A 20,783-nucleotide genomic window follows, 5' to 3' on the forward strand; every position below is an offset into this window, starting at 1 on the left:
TTACTTCAAGTTTACACATAACAAGAGAAATAAAAAAATTTTTAGGGTTTTAAACAGAATAATTGTTTTTATAATAACACAAAACTTTATTCACTATGAGAAAAACCAATATCTTAACGCTATTTACATTCACACTATTTTCCATAGTTAATGCACAAAAGACACCCGACGAAATAGCGCGGGAATGGATCAATGAGAATAAAGCAAATCTGAAAATTGCTATAGATGACAATCTTATGCTTAGAGCTTCTAGAGCGAGCTTATCTGGTCATACATTAAGATACCAACAAACCATCAATAATATTCCGGTTTATGATACCGAATTAACCATACATGTTTCTAAAAAAAACAAAGTTACCCATGTAGCGGACAATTATGATATAAACGTAGCAAAAGTAAATACTACTCCGGCTGTTTTTAAAACATCTGCGTTAGATATAGCCAAGGCATATATAGATGCTAAAGGGTATTTTTCGAGAGAAGAATCCAAATTATATGTGTACAATAAAATGGGTGACACTAAATTAGTTTATGTTAATAAAATTAGAGCAACCACTCCTATTGGGTATTGGGAAGTAATTGTAGATGCACAAACCGGAGAAGTGTTAAATTCACAAAACATAGATATTGAGCATAATTTTAAATTTATAAATAAGAAAAAAACGACTCTTTATAGTAAAGAGGATTATAAAAATATAGTAAAAGGTCATCAGAATCAAAAGAAAAATGAAGCCGCTTCGTTTCTGGTAGAAGGATCAGGAATGATATTTGACCCAGACCCTTTATCTGCAACCGGCCAAACCTATGGTGGGAATTATGCAGATAATAATGATGCAACCAACGCTCAGCTAGATGCAGCTCGCACCTCTGTTGTACTTAAAGATATTACTTTAACTAATGGCGTCTACAGACTAAAAGGGCCATATGTGGAAATTGCAGATCTTCAAGCACCTTCCAAAGGGCTATTCACTCAAGCAAATTCAAATTTTAATTTTAACAGAAGTGAAGATGGTTTTGAGGCCGTAAACTGTTATTACCATTTAGATAAAAGTCTACGATATATTAATGAAACACTAGGTATTGATTTAGTATCATTATTTAATAATGGAGTTTTAGAATATGACCCTAGTAGCTTTAATGGAGCTGACAATTCATCATATGGTGGTGGTCAATTAAATTTTGGAGAAGGAGGAGTTGATGATGCAGAGGATGCTGATGTTATTCTTCATGAATTAGGACATGGATTACACGATTGGATTACCAACGGTTCTTTATCACAAGTAGAAGCTTTAAGTGAAGGATGTGGAGACTATTGGGCACAATCGTATAAAAGAAGTTTAGGACAATGGCAATCGACTGACGCTTCTTATCATTTCGTTTTTGGATGGGACGGTCATAATCAATTCTGGGGCGGAAGATCAACTAATTATTCTGCTCAATATCCTAATGATCTTATTACAGGTTTTAATCACAATAATGGACAAATTTGGGCAACTAGTTTAATGAGAATTTTTGATATTATTGGTAGAGAGAAAACAGACAAGGCTTTTTTAGAAGGGTTAGGAATGACAAATAGCGCTACTAATCAAGAAAATGCTGCTATAGCCGTAAGACAAGCCGCAATAGACATGGGATATGGCTGTGCAGACGTTGATGTATTTACAACCGAATTTACAGCTACTGGATATACAATGCCTACAATTGATCTTGTAGTTAATTGTCCGCAGGATCAATCTGTCTCTCTAGACGCTGGAAGCTCTTCTTATACAGTCCAAGATTATACGCTAATGGCCAATGCTATTAATACAGGATGTAATGCTAGCATTACTCAAAACCCAATAGCAGGTACATCATTACCCGAAGGTGTTCATATAATAACAATAACAGCAACCGGAAACACTTCGGTCTCTTGTACTTTTAATATAACCGTAGATAACAACACGCTGGACACTGAAGATTTCATTGAGAAAACTGGTGTAACGCTCTATCCGGTTCCAGCCAAGGATAATATTATTTTAGATGGAAAATTTGACAATAGAGAAACGCTTCAAATTTATAATCTTGTAGGTCAACAATTAATGGAAATTTCGATCACAGAAAACATAACAAGAATAAACATTTCTAAATTACCTAAAGGAGTTTATTTTGGGTCTTTCAAAAACAAAAAAGGAACTTTAAAATTTATTAAAGATTAATACACATCGTTTATTCTTATATCATAAAAAAACCACTCATTATCAATGAGTGGTTTTTTTATATTTTAATAACAATCTTTTTTTAGGAATCTATCGATCCCATAACTCGTTGCATGAAATTGTTTAGCGCCTCTTTTTTAGAAGTGCCATCCTTAATCATTTTATTCACTTCGATAGCTCCATACATGTTAGAGATCAACTCTCCTATTACATCTAACTCTTCGTCTTTTAGGGAAGGTACTTCTGTAAGTGCTTCTAAGGTTTCAATCGTTTCTACAACAAAATCCTCATCGTTTTCTTCAATAAAAGAAGTAAGGTGTTTAATTATTGGCAACTTCATCTACTAATTCTTTTAGAATATCAAATTTATTTGTCTGAACCTGATTTACAAAAACTCCATTTTTAAAAGTGGCAAACGTCGGAAGATTATCCACAGTAGCCATTTTTCTAGATTCAGGATTTTTTTCAGCATCCACTATAACAAATGCAGTATCATTTTTTTCTGAAGCTAATTTTTTAAATTTAGGCTTCATAATTCTACAGTTTCCGCACCAAGTTGCAGAGTACTGAACTACTACTGTATTGTTATCTTTTATTACCTCAGAAAGGTTATCCGTTGTTAATTCTTGAACCATAATTTATAAAACTATAAAAGAAACTTCTCCAAAACCTCAATTTTGAAGAAGTTTTTAAACGATTATTTCTTAGTGAGAAGCTAAGTAAGAAGCTACTCCATCTCTATTAGCCGACATAGCATCTTTTCCTTCTTCCCAATTTGCAGGACATACTTCGCCATTTTTCTGAACGTGAGCATAAGCATCAATTAATCTCAAAAACTCAGCTACGTTTCTACCAACTGGCATATGGTTAACTCCTTCATGAAAAACAGTACCTTCTTCATCAATAAGGTAAGTAGCTCTATAAGTAACATTGTCACCTTCTACAGTTACTACTCCAGTTTCTTCATTATAAGTTTCGTTAGTAATATCTAAAATTCCTAATGTATTAGAAAGATTACGGTTAGAATCTGCTAATATTGGATACGTAACACCTTCAATTCCCCCATTATCCTTAGAGGTATTTAACCACGCGAAATGAACTTCCGGAGTGTCACAAGAAGCTCCAATAACAATTGTATTTCTTTTTTCAAATTCAGCAAGTGCTTCTTGAAAAGCATGTAATTCAGTTGGACAAACAAAAGTAAAATCCTTTGGATACCAGAACAATAAAACTTTTTTGTTATTATTTTTAGCCTCTTCCAATACGTTAAGTTTGAAAGTATCTCCCATATCGTTCATTGCATCAACGTTTAAATTCGGGAATTTTTTACCTACAAATGCCATTTTTTGTTTTTTAAAATGTGATTAATTATTTTTTTGAAGTGGCAAATATACATCTCATTACTCAACATATATTAAGAGATAATTTTAATTTTCTATATGTTGATAGTTTTTTCTAATACACATCAATTCCTTCATGTATTTATATAAATTCTTACAAAAAAAGAAAATACCTTACATAAATTACGGATAAATTGTCCTTTTTACACGATGATTTACACTTTGTTAGATCTATTTTTGTATTTTCGCTAAACAAACTTAGCCTAGAGATTTAAAAGTTGAGGAACTTTATTAAACATACTATATTAGCCTTTTTAGTGTTTTCTTCAATAAACACTTTTGCTCAATCTATTCTTGATACTGATAGTATCCAATTATATATTGAAAGGGCCGAAGAATTCTTAGAAGAATATAAATACCAGCAAGCTTTAGAAAAAGCAAATGCAGCTCTTAAAAGTGCCAAATACAACAATGATGATAAAAGCTTAGCTAAAATTTACGATTTAATCGCTCAAATACATGAGTTAAACGAACAAGAAAGTGAAGCTATTACCAATTATATTACTGCACTAACTTATGCTGCTAGTGCTAAAAGTAGCAAACTAAAAGCCAAATTATTAAATAGTTTAGGAACCCTCTATATCAAAAATGATAAAACGAGGCATAAAGGTGTAGAACGTTTTCAACAAAGTCACGATATCGCCAGAGGAATAAAGGATACTGTAAAAATGGTAAAACCTTTATTAAATCTAGCAGAACATTATATAGATAATAATGACTATAAAACTAGTGATAAATACCTAACAAAAGTAAGAGCTATAATTGGTTCTGAATTAAACATAGAAAGTACACAAAAAATTAAGTTAAGTAATTTACTTGGAAAATACTTCTTACGCGTTAGAAGGTATGAGCGAGCAAGTGAACATGTAGATAACGCTATAAGTTTTGCAGAAGAAGAAATTGATGTTCATAAATCTGATAAGAATCTAAGATTGATATCCACATTTCACGTAAAACTTGCAACAGCTTACCTGACAAAATATAAAATTTTTAAAGCACAAAAAGAATTTGAACTAGCAAACCCTTTTTTAGAAAAGCATTATGAACATCTTTCTAAATCAGAAGATTTAATAAAAGAAATAGAATTACTTAGAGCCATCATAGAGAATGATGTTGATCAGATGCGAGATCAAGTTGAGCAGGCTAATAAAAAAGATGCTAAAAACTATTCTAAAGAAATAAAATGGCATATTATTACAATTCTTGGCGTTGTTCTCATATTAATATCTCTTGCTTTTTTAATTAGCGCATACAAGAACAATCTACAAAAGAAAAAGCTAAACAATGACCTTATTGAGAAAAATAAGGAACTAGTAAATGCTAAAGAAACCGCTGAACAAGTTTCTACATTAAAGTCTCAATTTATATCCACAGTAAGTCATGAATTAAGAACTCCTCTTTATGGTGTTATTGGTCTTACTTCATTGTTAATGGAGCATCCTGAAGAGAAAAAGAAAAACGAATATCTTGAATCTCTTAAATTCTCGGGAGACTATTTACTGGCATTAATAAATGATGTTTTACAATTAAGTAAAATAGAAACAAATGAAGTAAAATTAGAGAAAGTTTCTTTTGACATAAGATCTCTAATCGAAGGAATTGTAAATTCATTACACTCCAAACAAAAGCACAATAGTAATACTGTTCATATAGACATTGATAAAAATATCAAAACCACACTTCTTGGAGATTCGGTTAGATTATCACAAATATTAATAAACTTAATTGGTAACGCACTTAAATTCACGAATAATGGAAACATCTGGATTAAAGTAAAAAGTCAAGGTTTAGAAGGTGATATTCATAAACTTCGTTTTATAATAAAAGATGATGGTATAGGAATTCCTAAAAGTAAGCAGGAGACTATTTTTGATAATTTTGCTCAAGTAAAAAATCAAAACCAAGAATACGAAGGAACAGGATTAGGTTTAGCGATTGTAAAAAAATTAATCCATCTGCATAAAAGCGAGATTTTTATTAATAGTGAAGAAGGAGTTGGGTCAGAATTTACATTTGATTTAAGCTACGAAAAAGCTGTTAAAGAACAAAATAACACTTCCCAAACTGGTGAAAGCATTAGCATCGGAACTACTAATTTTAATATCTTAATTGTAGATGATAATAAAATTAATCAAATTGTTACTCAAAACATCTTAAAAAAGAAAGGCTATACCTGTAACTTAGCTAGTAACGGTATGGATGCTATAGAGATGGTAAAAAATGAAAGTTTTGATTTAATCTTGATGGATATTAATATGCCAGAAATGAATGGACTAGATGCAACAACAGTTATTAGAACTTTTAACTCTCATATTCCTATAATTGCACTTACGGCAGTAGAAGAAGGGGAAATTAGAGACCAAGCATTATCTGTAGGCATGAATGACGTTATCATAAAACCATATGATACGCAACAATTCTTCCAAACTATTATGAAGAATATTTCTAAAGTGAAATACATAAGTTAGATTTCAATTAGTATACATAATTTATTCTGTTAAAGCTTATTCTTATTATTCTCGAATATATTATTTTAGAGCAATAATTCAAGCTTACTAAACAGACATGAACTCAAAAAACAAAGGTTTTAATACCATCTGCACTCACGTTGGAGAAATTGAAGATAAACAATTTAAGGGCGCAATATCTCCTATTTATTTATCCACTTCCTATGCTTTTGAAGACGTTGATATCAAAAGATATCCTCGTTACTTTAATACTCCTAATCAGGAAGCATTATGTAAAAAAATAGCACAGCTAGAAAAAGGAGAAGCATCTTTAATTTTTGGGAGTGGTATGGCTGCAATTAGCACTACTTTATTTGCATTTTTACAAAAAGGAGATCATATAGTATTGCAAAGAACACTATATGGAGGAACTGTTAATTTAGTAAATGAGGAATTCAGTAAGTATGGAATAGAATATTCTTTTGTCGATTCTCAAGATGCGAATGGGTTTGAAGAAAAAATAAAGGAAAACACTAAAGTTATCTATATTGAAACTCCTTCTAACCCTCTTTTAACTATAACAGATATCAGAGCAATATCCGAATTAGCAAAAGAAAAAGGAATAACAACTATGATAGACAATACTTTTGCTTCTCCTGTAAATCAAAACCCCATAGAACTAGGAATCGATATTGTAATACATTCCGCTACAAAATATTTAGGCGGTCATAGTGATATTTTAGCTGGCGCAGTTGTTTCCTCTGAAAAAAATATGGAGCAAATTTTTCATCTGGCTAAAAATTTTGGAGGTAGCTTAAGTGACTTTACAGTTTGGATGTTAGAGCGAAGTATTAAAACACTAGGTTTACGAGTAAAACAACAAAATAAGAATGCCAAAAAGATGGCAAAATGGCTAGAAAAGCATGATGATATACAAGCTGTCTATTATCCTGGTTTAAAATCTCATCCGGACTATAAATTAGCCAAAAGTCAAATGAAAGGATTTGGAGGAATGTTATCTTTTGAATTAAATCAAGGACTTGACGCCAGTAAATTCCAAAAAGAATTAAAACTAATTAAAAGTTCAATGAGTCTTGCCGGAGTAGAAAGTACAATCCTATCTCCTACCCTAACATCCCACGCATTATTAACGGAAGAAGAAAGAAAACACCAGGGAATCAATGACGGTTTACTTCGATTTAGTGTAGGTATTGAAGAAACAGAAGACCTCATTGCAGATATCGAACAAGCATTACAAAAAATAAAGATCTTAGAATTTGAACACTAAAATGAAATTAGACATTCTAGCTATTGGAGCTCATCCCGATGATGTGGAATTAAGTTGCTCTGGAACAGTTGCAAAAGAAGTAGACAATGGAAAAAAAGTTGGAATACTTGACCTTACAAGAGGTGAACTTGGTACCCGAGGTACTGCAGAAACAAGAGATCAAGAAGCAAAAGATGCTGCTACTATTTTAGGCGTATCAGTTCGAGAGAATTTAGGTTTTAGAGATGGTTTTTTTAGGAATGACGAAGCTCATCAGCTAGCAATTATTGAAATATTAAGAAAATATCGTCCCGAAATAGTTCTTTGCAATGCTATTAAGGATCGACATATTGATCATGAAAAAGGAAGTCAACTAGTTAGCGATGCCTGTTTCTTATCAGGTTTGCGAAAAATAGAAACTTCTATTGATGGTAAGAAACAAGAAGCCTGGAGACCAAAAAAAGTATATCACTATATTCAATGGGAAATTCTAGAACCAGATTTTGTTGTAGATATTAGTGGATATATGGATAAAAAAATGGATAGTGTACTAGCATATAAGACACAGTTTTATGATGCTACCAGTGATGCTCCATCCACTCCAATCTCTAGTAAGAATTTTAAAGAAAGTGTTCGCTATCGTGCGGCAGATTTAGGAAGAATAATAGGAGTTGAATATGCTGAAGGGTATACCGTAGAACGCTATCCTGCAGTGAATTCCATTTTTGATTTAATATAATTTCATTTTTTCTTTTGCAGAAAGCAAGAAATACCTTATTTTTGCAGCCGAAATTAAATGGTGGTTGTAGCTCAGCTGGTTAGAGCGCCTGATTGTGGTTCAGGAGGTCGTCGGTTCGAAACCGATCTTCCACCCTTTTAAAAAAAAAGACTCTGTATTTATATACAGAGTCTTTTGTTTTCAGACAGTTTCATTTAGAAATAAATCATTCTTTTCCTATACCATCGACTATAAGTCTTTTTTCTCTATTTGCTACTTCCCAAGCTGTATAAAAAACTAATTGTGCTCTTTTGGTCATAAGTTCATATTCAATTTTATCTGGTGTATCTGTAGGCTTATGATAATCCTCGTGAACCCCATTAAAGTAAAATATTATAGGAATATTGTTTTTTGCAAAATTATAGTGATCACTCCTATAATAGAATCTATTAGGATCATCTTTTGCATTATAAGTATAATCCAAATTCAACTTAGTATATTTTTGGTTTACTTCTTCACTTACATTGTGCAATTCAGTACTTAACCTATCACTTCCGATTAAATAGATATAATCATTCTTATCCTTCTCATCATGATCTTTATCAATCCTTCCTATCATATCGATATTGAGGTTTGTAACCGTATTTTCTAAAGGAAAAATTGGATTTTCTGTATAAAACTTTGACCCATATAAACCTTTCTCTTCTCCCGTTACATGCAAAAACAATATAGATCTTTTAGGTCCTTGTCCGTTTTTAGCAGCTTTAGCAAATGCCTCAGCAATCTCTAATATACTTACAGTTCCCGAGCCATCATCATCCGCTCCATTATATACATTCCCATCACTATCAACACCAACGTGATCATAATGAGCAGATATCACCACTATTTCATTCGGCTTCTCTACTCCTTTTATATACGCTAATACATTTTCTGAGGATTTGATACCTCCTCTAAAATAACTTTCAGGTATTTCTTGATAATAATTATCGTCACCCAATGGAGAAGAAATACCCATTCGTTTATATTGTTCTTTTAAGAATTCTGCTGCTTTCTTTTGTCCTGGTTCTCCAGTGTCTCTTCCTTCAAACTTATCGTCGGCAAACGTAAATAAATAATCTTTAAGTTCCCCTGAAGTAATAGTCTCTGCATATGATGTTACATCCAACTTAGCATCTTTAGAATTGGAGCTATCTGTATTTGATGATTTTTGTGAACTGCCACACGAATATAGCAGTAGTAGCACACCAAATACAACTGTAATATTTTTCATTTAATTCCTTTTTATAACTCCATGCAATATACAGATTTAGAGAGAGATCGAATAGCGAATATTTTCTTAAAAGAAATATCCTGAAATTATTTTACATTTTTTTTTTAGAATTGAAAAAAGGTACTATATTTGCACCCGCATTCAGGGAATACCTGATGAGACTAAACACTGGAGAAATGGCAGAGTGGTCGAATGCGGCAGTCTTGAAAACTGTTGAGGGTCACACCTCCGGGGGTTCGAATCCCTCTTTCTCCGCAAAAAGCCTTGTAATCTTTTGATTCACAAGGCTTTTATTTTTTAGTTGACAAGATCGTTGACAGAAAGATGTTTTTTATTGGTAGGTATTCATAAAAAACTATGAAATTCTTTCTTTAAATAACCTTGACCTGACAATTACTGCAACTGTTCCCACATTTTATCAGCGTTTAGCCTAAATGTTCCTAAGTGATCAAAACTACATTCTGATGGCGCTATTATTGATAAAAACGATTCTTCTTTTATATTTCTATATAAATGATAAACCTCTCCAACTATCGGCTCAAAAGTAAACTTAGCATTATAAATTAAATTATTGTATTCGAATTGCTCCATCAAAACATCATACTGCGCCTTTAATTCATCATATTTTGCTTTCACTTGCTTATTTACCTTATGAACATTTGTGTTTTTCCAAGCTACAGTATCCGGAATTGTAATAACAGGAGCGCCTACACCTGTTGCATAAGGTTTTAATGCCGCATCATACCTTTTCTCTTCTTCATTATAAACTACCTGATCTGGTTTTTTATCGCTCATTAGTATCGTTTTGAAATTTTATTATGTGTAATCTGTTTTTGTCTTGAACATTTAAATCTTCCATCTTCAAAAGTACGTTTTTTAAGATGCTTTGTTTTTCTCCCTTGCACTCTTTTACGCCACATCCTAAAACTAGATGGTTTCATTTCATTTCGCATTAAAGTAATGACTTCTTGCTCGTTTAACCCAAATTGAATAAGAATTGCATCAAAAGGAGTTCTATCCTCCCAAGCCATCTCTATAATTCTATCGACATCACGTATTGTTAAATCTTTTTGCATTTTTTTAAATTTTTCTATTTGGTAATGTATGTTTCTTTAAAATTCTATACCCTTCTTTTTTCACTAAAGCATCATCCTTCATATTCCATAAAGTATCACTTGCTCTTTTTCTAGTGGTATCTATATCAACTATTGGAAAAGGATAATCTTCTCCTAATACAAAATTGTTAAACTGTTGTTCCATAGGTGGCATTTTATACGGTTCATGAATATAAGCTATGGGAACATTCTTTAATTCTGGAACCCATTTTTTTATAAAAACCCCATCCGGGTCATGCTCTACACTATTTTTGACTGGATTATATATTCTAAGTGTATTAATTCCTGTTTCACCAGCTTGCATCTGCAATTGAGGAAAATGAATACCAGGTTCAAAATCCAAGAACATACTCGATAAATGTGCACTTGCATTTTGCCATGGTTGCCAAAGATTATGTGTAAAAAAAGAAACTACCAATGCACGCATTCTAAAATTAATGTATCCAGTTTCCTTCAAGCAGCGCATACAAGCATCAACCAAGGGATATCCAGTTTTTCCCTCCTTCCAAGCTAATTGATATGCATCAGAAATTTGTTTCTTTAATTTTCGATATCCTTTGTTAATACTCTCAAACTCCATAATATCCTCCATTTCAAATTTTTGAACAAAATGTACTTGCCATTGTAACCTAGATGTAAAAGCATCAATTTGCTTTTTATCTCCTAATAATTCTCTTTGATGAACAGCATATTGCCAAATCTGCCGAATAGAAAGATTCCCCCAAGCTATATAAGGAGACAATCTACTACAACCTCTGCGTGCTAATTCTGGTTTTGAAATATGAAAGCTATAATTTTTGTATCTACCTTTAAAAAAAGAGGTTAGATATTCATACCCTTTTGTGGTTCCACCTTGTTGAAAATTATTAGCTAAGGAAGTATCTAAACTAACCACATTAAAAATCTTCTCAAGCTCTAAAATCTTTTTAATAGGAATAAAACTAGTAGATTTTGGATCAAACTCAAACGGTTGTTGATTCATATAATGTTCACAATCCTCTCTCCAATTCTCTCTGTTTTTTAATCCTCTATGTATGCCATTGTTTGTGTTTTCTTTCCAATCAATTAGGTTGTTTTTACAAAACCTCGAAAATGCCTTATCTCTTTCATAGGTTAATCGGATACCGGTCTCCTGATGCGAAAATACGTGGTCTATTTTCCAGAATTGTTGTAAAGTTCCAATCGCATGAATAACTTCTGAAGATACACATAACACTTTTGTATTATAAACTAACAACTGATTATTCAAATCTTGTAATGATTGCTTTATAAAATTCCAATGTCGTTCACTGTAGTGTTTATCTTCTTTAAGTGAATTTTCAAATACATATAATAATAATGTTGGACAATTGGTATTAATGGCATTATATATCGCCTCATTATCCTGCAATCTCAAATCACGCTTAAACCAAACTATATTGATATGTTCTTTATTAGTACTCATCCGGGTTTTCTATAATATGATTAGCTCTCTCCTTAAGCTTATTTAATTTTTCTCTATCCATTTTATGTAATAAATTAAGCATCATGGACATTCGTTGATTATTTTTAAAATACGCCTGTTTTTCATCTAAAAAATTCCAATAAAGAGAATTAAAAGGACAAGCATCATTTTCATGCTTTTTAGCTACTTTATAATGACAACCTTTACAGTAATTGCTCATTTTATTAATATAACTTCCACTAGAAACATATGGTTTAGTAGCTACCAATCCTCCATCTGCAAACTGACTCATTCCACGAGTATTAGTAATTTCTACCCACTCTATTGCATCAATGTAAACTCCCAAATACCATTGATCAACCTCATCAGGATTCGTCATTGTTAATAAAGCGTAATTACCTGTAATCATTAACCGTTGAATATGGTGTGCATAAGAATCATCGAGGCTTTGTTTAATTGCAGAGCGCATACAATTCATCTTAGTTTCTCCTGTCCAATAAAAAGACGGAAGTCTATTATGGTTATCTAATTTATTTAGATTTTTATAATTTGGCATTTTTGCCCAATACATTCCGCGCATATACTCTCTCCACCCCAGAATCTGACGAACAAACCCTTCTACTTGAGATATATCTATTTCATCTTTATTAACACGCCAATAATCAATTACCGTAGTAATAACTTCCATTGGATGAAGCATCTTGCTATTCATTGCAAATGAAAGTCTGCTATGAAACAAGTACTTTTCTTCTGGATGCATTGCATCTTGATAATCTCCAAAATACATGAGTAGATTTTCACAGAAATATGCTAGAAGAGACAAACAATCTTCTCTCGATGTAGGCCAGTTGAACTCCTTGACATTAATATTACCTATAGTTTTGACATTAGATTTATAAATACAGTCTACAACGTCACTAACGTCCTTATAAAAATCTTTTTTGCCTGGAATCTGAGGGTCTCCTCTCCACTTTTTCCTATTACTTTGGTCAAAATTCCATTTCCCTCCTTCAGGATCTTTTTTAGTAACCATCAAAATATCATACTTCTTTCGCATATTACGATAAAAGTATTCCATCGTATATTGCTTTTTACCTTTAAAAAAGTCTAATAAATCTGTTCTAGAGGTTAAAAAATGTTCTGTGTCAAAAACCTCTGTTTCTATCGATAATTCTTTACAAAAATTTTTCAATTGAATATCCAATCTATACTCATCAGGAAGCTGATATTCAAATTTTGTTATATTCTTCTCAGCAATTATTTGTTTTAAATTCTCTACTAGATTTTGTTGATTATCATTATGATCCAACTCATAATAAACAACATTGCGTTTATTACTTTTTAGCCATAATTTAAAGTTTCTCATACTCTGAAAAAAACCAACAACTTTCTGAACATGATGTATTGTATAATCTGTTTCTTGCCGCATTTCTGCCATAAAATAGCACACATCATCTTGTTCATTCTTATACCAAGAGTGATTATAGTTTAGTTGATCGCCAAGTAATAAACGTAGTTTCATAGGTTAAAATAAGATTGGTTGTAACCAAAGGTTTTGAAATTTATTTTTGGGATCATACCGTTCCGATTGCAGTTTAATATTAAATTTTCGATCCCTAGGATCATTACCTACTCCGGCAACATATTGCCAATTACCATAATTGCTATGAACATCAAAATCAATCAATAAAGACTCAAAATATGCTGCTCCAATTCTCCAATCTAATCTTAGCTCTTTTGCAAAATAAGATGCTACATTTTGTCTTCCCCTATTACTCATCCATCCAGTATGATATAGTTCGATCATATTAGCATTTACAAATGGTTCTTCCGTTTCTCCATGAATCCATCGATTAACACTTTCTTTATTTTTAGACCAAGAATACTCTTTATGAAGAATCCCATCTATTTTAAAAAGATCATCTCCGTGCTTCAGCGAAATATATTTAAAAAAATCTCTCCAAATGAGTTCAAAAACAAGCCAATATGTACTCTGATTTTTTTCTACTTGTGCCTCATAATTCATCACTTGATGATAAATAGTACGAGGAGAAATAGATCCATTTGCAAGCCAAGCAGAAAGTTTTGAACTATATTCAGTTCCTACCAAACCGTTCCTTGTTTTTTTATAAAATGATATGTTTTTACTATTCCAGAAATAGTCCTCAATTCTTTGTAAAACTTGATTCTCGCCTCCAAGAAAAGGAAACGCTGTTCTAGAATCGACTTGAAAATCTTCAAAACCTAACATCTTTAACGAAGGAATCTCAGTTGAATCTTCTAATAAATTATCTAGTAATAAAGGTGTAATCGAAACTTCTGGTCTAACCGTAATAAGTTTTTCACATTGCTTTCTAAAAACAGTAAATACTTTTGGTATTTCCAGTATATCAAAAGGAATATCATCTGGATGAAAAAGAAATTGATCATAAGATTCGATCCAATCTACTTTTGATTCATTAAGTTCACTCCTTACCGATTCCGAAACTATCACCTCTTCCCTAGTCCATTCTTTTTGGAGGTACACAGTATCTATACAATGATCTTTAATTATTTTTGGGATAATTTGTTCTGGACGACTACGATATATAAGCAACGTAATATTAAGTTTCGCTAAATTTTCTTTTAGCTCAATTATACTTTCTAAAAGAAATTTAGTTCGATATACCTCTGTTTTTCTAAAACCATATTGATTTAAATTAAATAGTCTGGGATCAAAACAAAATACAGCTATTACCTTATCATTAGTAGATACTGCTTTGTAAAGAGAAGAATTATCACTAACTCTTAAGTCATTTCTAAACCACACAAGTCCTGTCTTCATCATATCATCTCATTTCTAAGAAAGCGTCTTTAATCGATTCCTATTATTTCTGCATTTTTTACTACAATACTGAACCTCTTCCCATACTTTTTCCCATTTCTTTCTCCAAGTAAAAGGACGTGCACATACTTTACAAACTTTAGTAGGAAGGTCAGGTTTTTTCATAATTCTATTTTGTTTAATAAATTTACAAAAAGTTTAAACAAAATTATCATAACAATTAGATTTTAACAAGATTAAAACATACCGGAAGTATAAAACCAAAAAACTACGGAAGACTAAGAAAATCTAAAAAGAGTATAGAAAGAAAACATTAATCATTAATAACACTTGATCAGTAAACATACGTAAACAAGCTTAACAAAAAGATCATTAGCCATAAAGTAGTACGCAACCAATTCATAACAATAAGCTTGTTAATAAGCTCGGTATCCACCATATTTCTTGAAATAAGTGAATGCATTGGAACAAATTGGAAAAAAGTAGATACCCATACTCCAATTACCAAAAACAAATAAACAACATTATAAATCGAAGAAGAATTCTGAAAAACCTGAACAATACCTATAACCAATTGTCCAGTCATAAGAGGCATTACTATTACACCAATACGCTTGGTATAACTAGAATGCCATTTTATTAAATCTTTAGTCTGAAAATACCTAAAACTCGGATAAATTATTAATTGTACTATTAAGATCAACACTAATAATGAAAAATCTAAAACTAAGCGCGCTATTCCAAAATCCATATTATTTAAAATCCGGCATTTCTGAAACTCTAGCATACGGGTACTCCTCTATTTTCTCTAAAGCATAATATGTATTAAGCCCTGATATTCCAACCGTGTTTGTCTGACTCAAATCTATATCTAAATGATCCGTAATAACCGCTTCAGGAATAATTAAATGTTGTATTTCTCCAATCATAAGAATAGTTCCATTAAGAGGGATTTTTATTTCCTCTACAAACTTTAACCCAATTTTAAGTTGACTTTCTTTGACAAAAGGAGCTTTAAAGTTAGAAATAAAATCTTCCGTTAATCCACATTTCACAAACTCCGAATCATTTTTATCCAATTTAGCTGATGTATAATGAGCGTTTCTCACAAATGATTGATGAATATGGTTTATTGTATACTGCCTATTCTGTAAAATATTTTCATAGGTGTGTCTAGGCACCTCTCCTATTGGTCTCATAATAAAACCCATCAATGCAGGATCACTCCCTAAATGAATCACGGAACTAAATATTGCTACATTTGTTTTTCCAGAATCATCAATTGTGCCGATTAGATTTGCTGGTTTTATTCCAGAAACTGAGTTAATAATTTTCAAACGCTTCACGCGTTCCATATCTTCAATCTGCTGTTTTGTATAATGCATATGAAACTTAAAATCTTTTAGAAAGACAATTTATATTAAACAACTAGTCGTTAAGATAGTTCTGCAATTCTGCTATTTTATCAGATGCCCTAAAAACACCTCCATAATATGAAGTAACAGTGGCAGAAGTATCGTCTTTAACACCTCTAGAAGACACACAAAGATGCTTTGCATCAATAATTACAGCGACATCCTCTGTTCTTAAAATCTCTTTTAACTCCATAGCAATTTGATTGGTCAATCGTTCTTGCACCTGAGGTCTTTTAGCAAAATATTGAACTATCCTGTTTAGCTTAGACAAACCAATCACTTTACCAGAAGAAATATAAGCAATATGCGCTTTTCCTATTATAGGAACGAAATGGTGCTCACAATTAGAATAAAACGTAATATTTTTTTCCACGAGCATCTGCTCATATTTATATTTATTGTCAAACAATGCCACCTTAGGCTTGTTTCTAGGGTCTAACCCTGAAAAAATTTCTTCTATATACATTTTAGCAACACGATCAGGAGTACCTTTTAGAGAATCATCTGTGAGATCGAGCCCCATAACATCCATGATTTCTTTAAATAAATATGCGATCTTTTCCTTTTTTTCTTCATCTGATATATTAAACGCATCTTTTTTCATAGGAGTTTCCATCCCTGTACTTATATGATCATCTCCTATTTCATCAATCGAAAACCCGTTTAAATTATATCCGTTAGACTCAATTAATGTATCTATTCCTACTTTCATCTAGTTTACTATTATATTTTAAAATTTATTACGGTTTTTAAACCAAGCATCTCACTAGTATTCTTAGTCTAAGTGAAATTTTACAATACCAAAGCTACAAAATTGTTTAACTATTCAAACTATTAGTTAAACAAAAATTAACATATGTTTCAATTTTAGATAAGAATTACAACAATCAACCTACTGTTTTGACATAACATCTAATTTCCTTAGGTAATATTTGTCCAATTAAGAGTTTGTTGTATTTTTGAATTCTGTTTTAATCTAAACCGCGGTTTAAATTTATTTCGGAGCCCCATAAATATTTCGAACTTCCCTAATTGCTGTCGGTAATAAATTATTTTTATTTTTGCCGCTAATAAAAGCACGAATCTTTTAACCAAAAACCTTTTTAATGAAATCTTTTCGATTTTTTCTTTCTATTTTATTTCTATTTGTTATTCAACTAGGATATACTCAAGTACGAAATGAATACCAAATTTCTTTTGAAAATGCTGTGCATCATGAAGCTAAAATCAATGCGGTATTTACCAATTTAGAGAGTGGTACAATTTCTCTTAGAATGAGTAGAACTTCTCCAGGTAGATATGCATTGCACGAATTTGCAAAAAATGTGTATGATGTTAAGATTACAGACAGTAAAGGAAAAGATGTTACAGTAACAAGGCCAAACCCATATCAATGGGATGTTTCTGGTCATGATGGAACCTTAAATGTTTCTTATATTCTATTTGCTGATAGAGGTGATGGCACCTATTCACAAATTGACGAAACTCACGCTCACTTAAATATGCCAGCAACTTTTATGTATGTACCTACTTTAAAAGATCGTCCGGTACAAGTTACATATCAAGTAAGAGAAGATCTTAATTGGAAAGTTGCAACTCAATTGATTCCACTAGGAGGTAATGCTTTTTTAGCACCAAATCTTCAGTATTTCATGGATAGTCCGGCTCAAATCAGTAATCATACGGTAAAAGAATTTAAAGTAGCATCTGGAGGAACGGAATATACTATAAAATTAGCGCTTCTGCATCAAGGAACAGAAGAAGAAGCTGATCAGTATTTCGAACAAATAAAAAAGATTGTAGAGCAAGAAAAAGCAGTTTTTGGAGATTATCCAAATTTCGATTACGGAGAATATACATTCCTAGCTAGCTATATGCCTCAGGTTTCTGGTGACGGAATGGAGCATCGTAATTCTACTGTTCTAACAAGTACACTAAGCTTAGCTGATGGAGGAATGAAAAAAAATATCGGTACAGTTGCTCACGAATTTTTTCATGCTTGGAATGTAGAACGTATACGCCCAATATCCTTAGAACCTTTTGATTTCGAAAATGCAAATATGTCTGGTGAGTTGTGGTTTGCTGAAGGATTTACAAGCTACTATACAAATTTAATTTTATGTAGAGCAGGAATAATTACGCAAGATCAATACATAGCAGGATTAAGTAAAACATACAATTATGTTTGGAACTCTCCTGCCTTACAATATTTTAACCCGATTGAAATGAGCTACCAAGCTCCTTTTGTTGATGCAGCTAGCTCCATAGATCCGACTAATCGAGACAATACATTTATATCTTACTATTCTTATGGAAGTATGCTAGGACTTGCCTTAGATCTATCGTTAAGGGATAAAGACGATCTAAATTTAGATGATTATCTTAAGTTAGTATGGACAAAATATGGGAAAACAGAAATACCTTATACCATAGAAAACTTATTCTTTACCTTAAGAGAATATGCTGGCGAATCTTTTGCGGATGACTTTTTTGAAAAATACATTTTTGATAGTCAAACTCCGGATTTCAAAAAATTACTTGGTTCTGTTGCAATATACCCTAAGACAAACAGTAAGAAGGCATATTTAGGCGCAGATATCACATTTAACGATGATGACAATGCTGTTGTGTCTAAATATGTGAAAAAAGGAACTCCAGCCTATACTATTGGTTTAGCAAAAGGAGATGTAATTGTTGCTATTGATAATAAATCGTTTTCAGATATTGATCAGTTCAATGATGTTATCAGCAAATACAAGCCTGGTAAAAAAGCTACTTTAATATACAGAAGACTTGGAGTTGAGAAAAAAGCTTTAGTAAGGTTTGGTGTAGACCCAACAGTTGTTATCACACAGTTTTCTAAACCGAGTAAAAAAGCCTTACTAAAAAGAGAAAACTGGTTAAAGGCTAAATAATTTGTTTTTGACAAGTCAAAAAAAAAGTCGACAATTAGACATTGTCGACTTTTTTTTATTTAGTAACTAAAGAGCAGCTCTACAGCGATCAAGATCGCTTCTAGCTCTATCTAACTGTTCTCTAGCTTTCTCTAAAGCTGCTTTATATTCATCAAACTCTTGAAATTCCTTTTTCTGCTTAGCAAGCTGAGCTTTCAACTCTTTTATCTGCCTGTAAGAACTCACAACATTTACATACATCCTATATCGATATGTTGTATCATTAGGATCGATAGCTTCAGTAAGATCTCCAATTTCAGACTCCAGAGATCTATTTATATAATACAGATCTTCTTCTTTATCTGGCCTATCTAACGAATCAATTAGTTTTTCTATTTTAAACATTCCTTTAGAAAAATCTTTCTGAAATTTTGCGTCTTTTTCTACAATTGCTGTACGTTCTCGTAAGACTTCATTTTCTTTAAAAGGTATTCTATCAAAATCAAAAAAGAATGCAGTAACAATTAATGCGGCTGTAAATAAAAATAGTAAGGCAAATTTTAAAACACTATTTCTTCTTTCTTTACTGTTTTTTGGTTTCATTTTCCGAAAATTATATTTAATTACACATTAATCTAATAAGAAGCTTCGTCTATTCTTAACATCAGGTTTAGCGATTACCTCTTCTTTCACAAATATATTAGAATCTGATTTTTTTCCAATATAATCTAGCTCATTTAATTTCTTAAACAAAGAAAGCATCAATTTTGTAAAACTAGAGACATTATGTAAAGCCTTATTAATATCTGTATGCTGATATTCTAAATCCATCATTTCTATCAATACATTCTCAAAAGCTCCTTGATTTAAATCACACCAATCCGATAGATAATTTAGTAGTTCTTCTTTACCTGTTCCTACATACACATCCATATTATTTTTGATCACCCTTGCTAAAGACATTAGTTTAGTAATCATAGTAACCGGGGGCAAATGCCTATCATACAACCTAAATTCTGGCAACATTCCACCTAAATACTGTAATGTATTCTGAGTCAATGTTAAAACCATTGTAGCCAACTCATTAGACTGTTTCTTTTGATAGATCTTTTGTATAATGTTCATAGAATACTTTTCTATAGCATTAAAAAAAGTATGTATTTCAGTATAGATATAACGTAGATCTTGATGGCTCTGTATAGACACACAAGGCGGTATAAAATCCTCTGCTAAAGAAGCAACACCATCATTAAATTCGATTCGTCCTATAGTAATATGATGTCTACCGAACTCTTCTTCATTAGCCTCTGATAAATTGATTACATTAAGACTATATTCAGGTAATACAAAAGGATGCCTCGGAGGCTCTTCCTCTGGATCAGCATCTCCAACAGGAACTCTTCCATAAGGATCCACACTAAGTACTATATAACACTCTTCTTCTGCGCTATTAATCTTATATTCTGTATTAATGATACTCCCCTTTTGTTCTAATGCAGAAGATATTTCTGGTGTGATATTAATAATATAGCCTCCTTTGGTAATCGCCTTACATTTATTAAGCTGTACCTTTATAGTGTCTTGGCCATCCATAGAAAAAACCATATCCACTGCATCATCACCTGCTAAATCAGGTAACAAACCATAATTAATAGCATTAATATCCTTAGAACCTATTAATTGGGAGAAATTAGTAAATGCATTATCAGCCTCAATAAAATGATTCTTATTAATCTTCATTCCGTCAATCCAATTGACACGATGATGATTTTTATTTTTTAATTCCATCTT

At 31.9% G+C, this 20,783-nt stretch carries 20 protein-coding genes and 2 tRNA genes; 7 read left to right on the top strand and 15 right to left on the bottom strand.

The window, feature by feature from the left end; all coding sequences use genetic code 11:
• Positions 1-95: 95 nt before the first annotated feature.
• Positions 96-2,195 (top strand): T9SS type A sorting domain-containing protein, encoded by a 2,100-nt coding sequence (locus J8L88_RS16260; protein WP_211061280.1) that lies wholly within the window; start codon positions 96-98, stop codon positions 2,193-2,195.
• An 82-nt stretch (positions 2,196-2,277) separates the two neighbouring features.
• Here the strand turns inward: J8L88_RS16260 and J8L88_RS16265 are convergent, their stop codons facing one another.
• The 3 genes from J8L88_RS16265 to J8L88_RS16275 form a co-directional block, all read right to left on the bottom strand.
• Complete coding sequence (locus J8L88_RS16265; protein ID WP_027392862.1) at positions 2,278-2,535, bottom strand: hypothetical protein; 258 nt, start codon at positions 2,533-2,535, stop codon at positions 2,278-2,280.
• Positions 2,516-2,830 carry a co-chaperone YbbN gene (locus tag J8L88_RS16270; protein ID WP_027392863.1) on the bottom strand — a complete coding sequence of 105 codons (315 nt, stop codon included), beginning with the start codon at positions 2,828-2,830 and terminating at the stop codon, positions 2,516-2,518. The genes J8L88_RS16265 and J8L88_RS16270 overlap by 20 nt, the downstream gene beginning before the upstream one ends.
• A gap of 69 nt (positions 2,831-2,899) precedes the next feature.
• Entirely contained in the window at positions 2,900-3,538 is a 639-nt protein-coding gene (locus J8L88_RS16275) for a peroxiredoxin (protein ID WP_027392864.1), read from the bottom strand.
• A 275-nt stretch (positions 3,539-3,813) separates the two neighbouring features.
• Between J8L88_RS16275 and J8L88_RS16280 the strand changes: the two genes are divergently transcribed.
• The 4 genes from J8L88_RS16280 (at position 3,814) to J8L88_RS16295 (ending at position 8,183) form a co-directional block, all read left to right on the top strand.
• Positions 3,814-6,063 carry a response regulator gene (locus J8L88_RS16280; RefSeq protein WP_211061281.1) on the top strand — a complete coding sequence of 750 codons (2,250 nt, stop codon included), beginning with the start codon at positions 3,814-3,816 and terminating at the stop codon, positions 6,061-6,063.
• Between the two features lie 97 nt (positions 6,064-6,160).
• Entirely contained in the window at positions 6,161-7,330 is a 1,170-nt protein-coding gene (locus J8L88_RS16285; RefSeq protein ID WP_027392866.1) for a PLP-dependent aspartate aminotransferase family protein, read from the top strand.
• A gap of 1 nt (position 7,331) precedes the next feature.
• Positions 7,332-8,048: a bacillithiol biosynthesis deacetylase BshB1 gene (gene bshB1, locus J8L88_RS16290; protein ID WP_027392867.1), complete on the top strand. Its 717-nt coding sequence runs from the start codon at positions 7,332-7,334 to the stop codon at positions 8,046-8,048.
• Between the two features lie 59 nt (positions 8,049-8,107).
• Positions 8,108-8,183, top strand: a tRNA-His gene (locus J8L88_RS16295).
• Between the two features lie 70 nt (positions 8,184-8,253).
• On the opposite strand, the gene J8L88_RS16300 is transcribed toward J8L88_RS16295, so the two are convergent.
• The gene (locus tag J8L88_RS16300; RefSeq protein ID WP_211061282.1) at positions 8,254-9,300 is read right to left on the bottom strand and encodes a M28 family metallopeptidase; all 1,047 of its coding nucleotides are present in this window, start codon (positions 9,298-9,300) and stop codon (positions 8,254-8,256) included.
• A gap of 170 nt (positions 9,301-9,470) precedes the next feature.
• Between J8L88_RS16300 and J8L88_RS16305 the strand changes: the two genes are divergently transcribed.
• Positions 9,471-9,555: transfer RNA gene (locus tag J8L88_RS16305), tRNA-Ser, on the top strand.
• A 138-nt stretch (positions 9,556-9,693) separates the two neighbouring features.
• Here the strand turns inward: J8L88_RS16305 and J8L88_RS16310 are convergent.
• From J8L88_RS16310 to folE, 9 genes are all read right to left on the bottom strand, one after another.
• A complete protein-coding gene (locus J8L88_RS16310; protein ID WP_211061283.1) occupies positions 9,694-10,095 on the bottom strand; it encodes a DUF2452 domain-containing protein in 402 nt (133 codons plus the stop codon).
• Complete coding sequence (locus tag J8L88_RS16315; protein WP_118386534.1) at positions 10,095-10,376, bottom strand: TIGR03643 family protein; 282 nt, start codon at positions 10,374-10,376, stop codon at positions 10,095-10,097. The genes J8L88_RS16310 and J8L88_RS16315 overlap by 1 nt, the downstream gene beginning before the upstream one ends.
• Positions 10,377-10,380: 4 nt before the next feature.
• Positions 10,381-11,859, bottom strand: a complete 1,479-nt coding sequence (locus J8L88_RS16320) for a cryptochrome/deoxyribodipyrimidine photo-lyase family protein (protein ID WP_027392871.1) — start codon at positions 11,857-11,859, stop codon at positions 10,381-10,383.
• Positions 11,849-13,381 (bottom strand): cryptochrome/photolyase family protein, encoded by a 1,533-nt coding sequence (locus tag J8L88_RS16325; RefSeq protein ID WP_211061284.1) that lies wholly within the window; start codon positions 13,379-13,381, stop codon positions 11,849-11,851. Before J8L88_RS16325 ends, J8L88_RS16320 begins: the two co-directional genes overlap by 11 nt.
• A 3-nt stretch (positions 13,382-13,384) precedes the next feature.
• The gene (locus J8L88_RS16330; RefSeq protein WP_211061321.1) at positions 13,385-14,683 is read right to left on the bottom strand and encodes a DASH family cryptochrome; all 1,299 of its coding nucleotides are present in this window, start codon (positions 14,681-14,683) and stop codon (positions 13,385-13,387) included.
• Positions 14,684-14,698: 15 nt separating this feature from the next.
• The gene (locus J8L88_RS16335) at positions 14,699-14,848 is read right to left on the bottom strand and encodes a DUF2256 domain-containing protein (RefSeq protein ID WP_081415588.1); all 150 of its coding nucleotides are present in this window, start codon (positions 14,846-14,848) and stop codon (positions 14,699-14,701) included.
• A 169-nt stretch (positions 14,849-15,017) separates the two neighbouring features.
• The gene (locus tag J8L88_RS16340) at positions 15,018-15,434 is read right to left on the bottom strand and encodes a hypothetical protein (RefSeq protein ID WP_211061285.1); all 417 of its coding nucleotides are present in this window, start codon (positions 15,432-15,434) and stop codon (positions 15,018-15,020) included.
• 1 nt (position 15,435) lies between these two features.
• The gene (locus J8L88_RS16345; protein WP_211061286.1) at positions 15,436-16,068 is read right to left on the bottom strand and encodes a flavin reductase family protein; all 633 of its coding nucleotides are present in this window, start codon (positions 16,066-16,068) and stop codon (positions 15,436-15,438) included.
• 43 nt (positions 16,069-16,111) lie between these two features.
• Entirely contained in the window at positions 16,112-16,810 is a 699-nt protein-coding gene (gene folE / locus J8L88_RS16350) for a GTP cyclohydrolase I FolE (RefSeq protein ID WP_027392876.1), read from the bottom strand.
• Between the two features lie 394 nt (positions 16,811-17,204).
• Here folE and J8L88_RS16355 point away from each other — a divergent pair, with 394 nt between their 5' ends.
• Complete coding sequence (locus tag J8L88_RS16355; protein ID WP_118386539.1) at positions 17,205-19,013, top strand: M61 family metallopeptidase; 1,809 nt, start codon at positions 17,205-17,207, stop codon at positions 19,011-19,013.
• Positions 19,014-19,079: 66 nt separating this feature from the next.
• Here J8L88_RS16355 and tssO read toward each other — a convergent pair whose 3' ends face one another.
• Positions 19,080-19,595, bottom strand: a complete 516-nt coding sequence (gene tssO, locus J8L88_RS16360; RefSeq protein ID WP_027392878.1) for a type VI secretion system TssO — start codon at positions 19,593-19,595, stop codon at positions 19,080-19,082.
• Between the two features lie 27 nt (positions 19,596-19,622).
• Positions 19,623-20,780: a hypothetical protein gene (locus tag J8L88_RS16365; protein ID WP_027392879.1), complete on the bottom strand. Its 1,158-nt coding sequence runs from the start codon at positions 20,778-20,780 to the stop codon at positions 19,623-19,625.
• Positions 20,781-20,783: the final 3 nt, after the last annotated feature.

Source organism: Aquimarina sp. MMG015, assembly GCF_018100855.1.
Taxonomy (GTDB): domain Bacteria; phylum Bacteroidota; class Bacteroidia; order Flavobacteriales; family Flavobacteriaceae; genus Aquimarina; species Aquimarina latercula.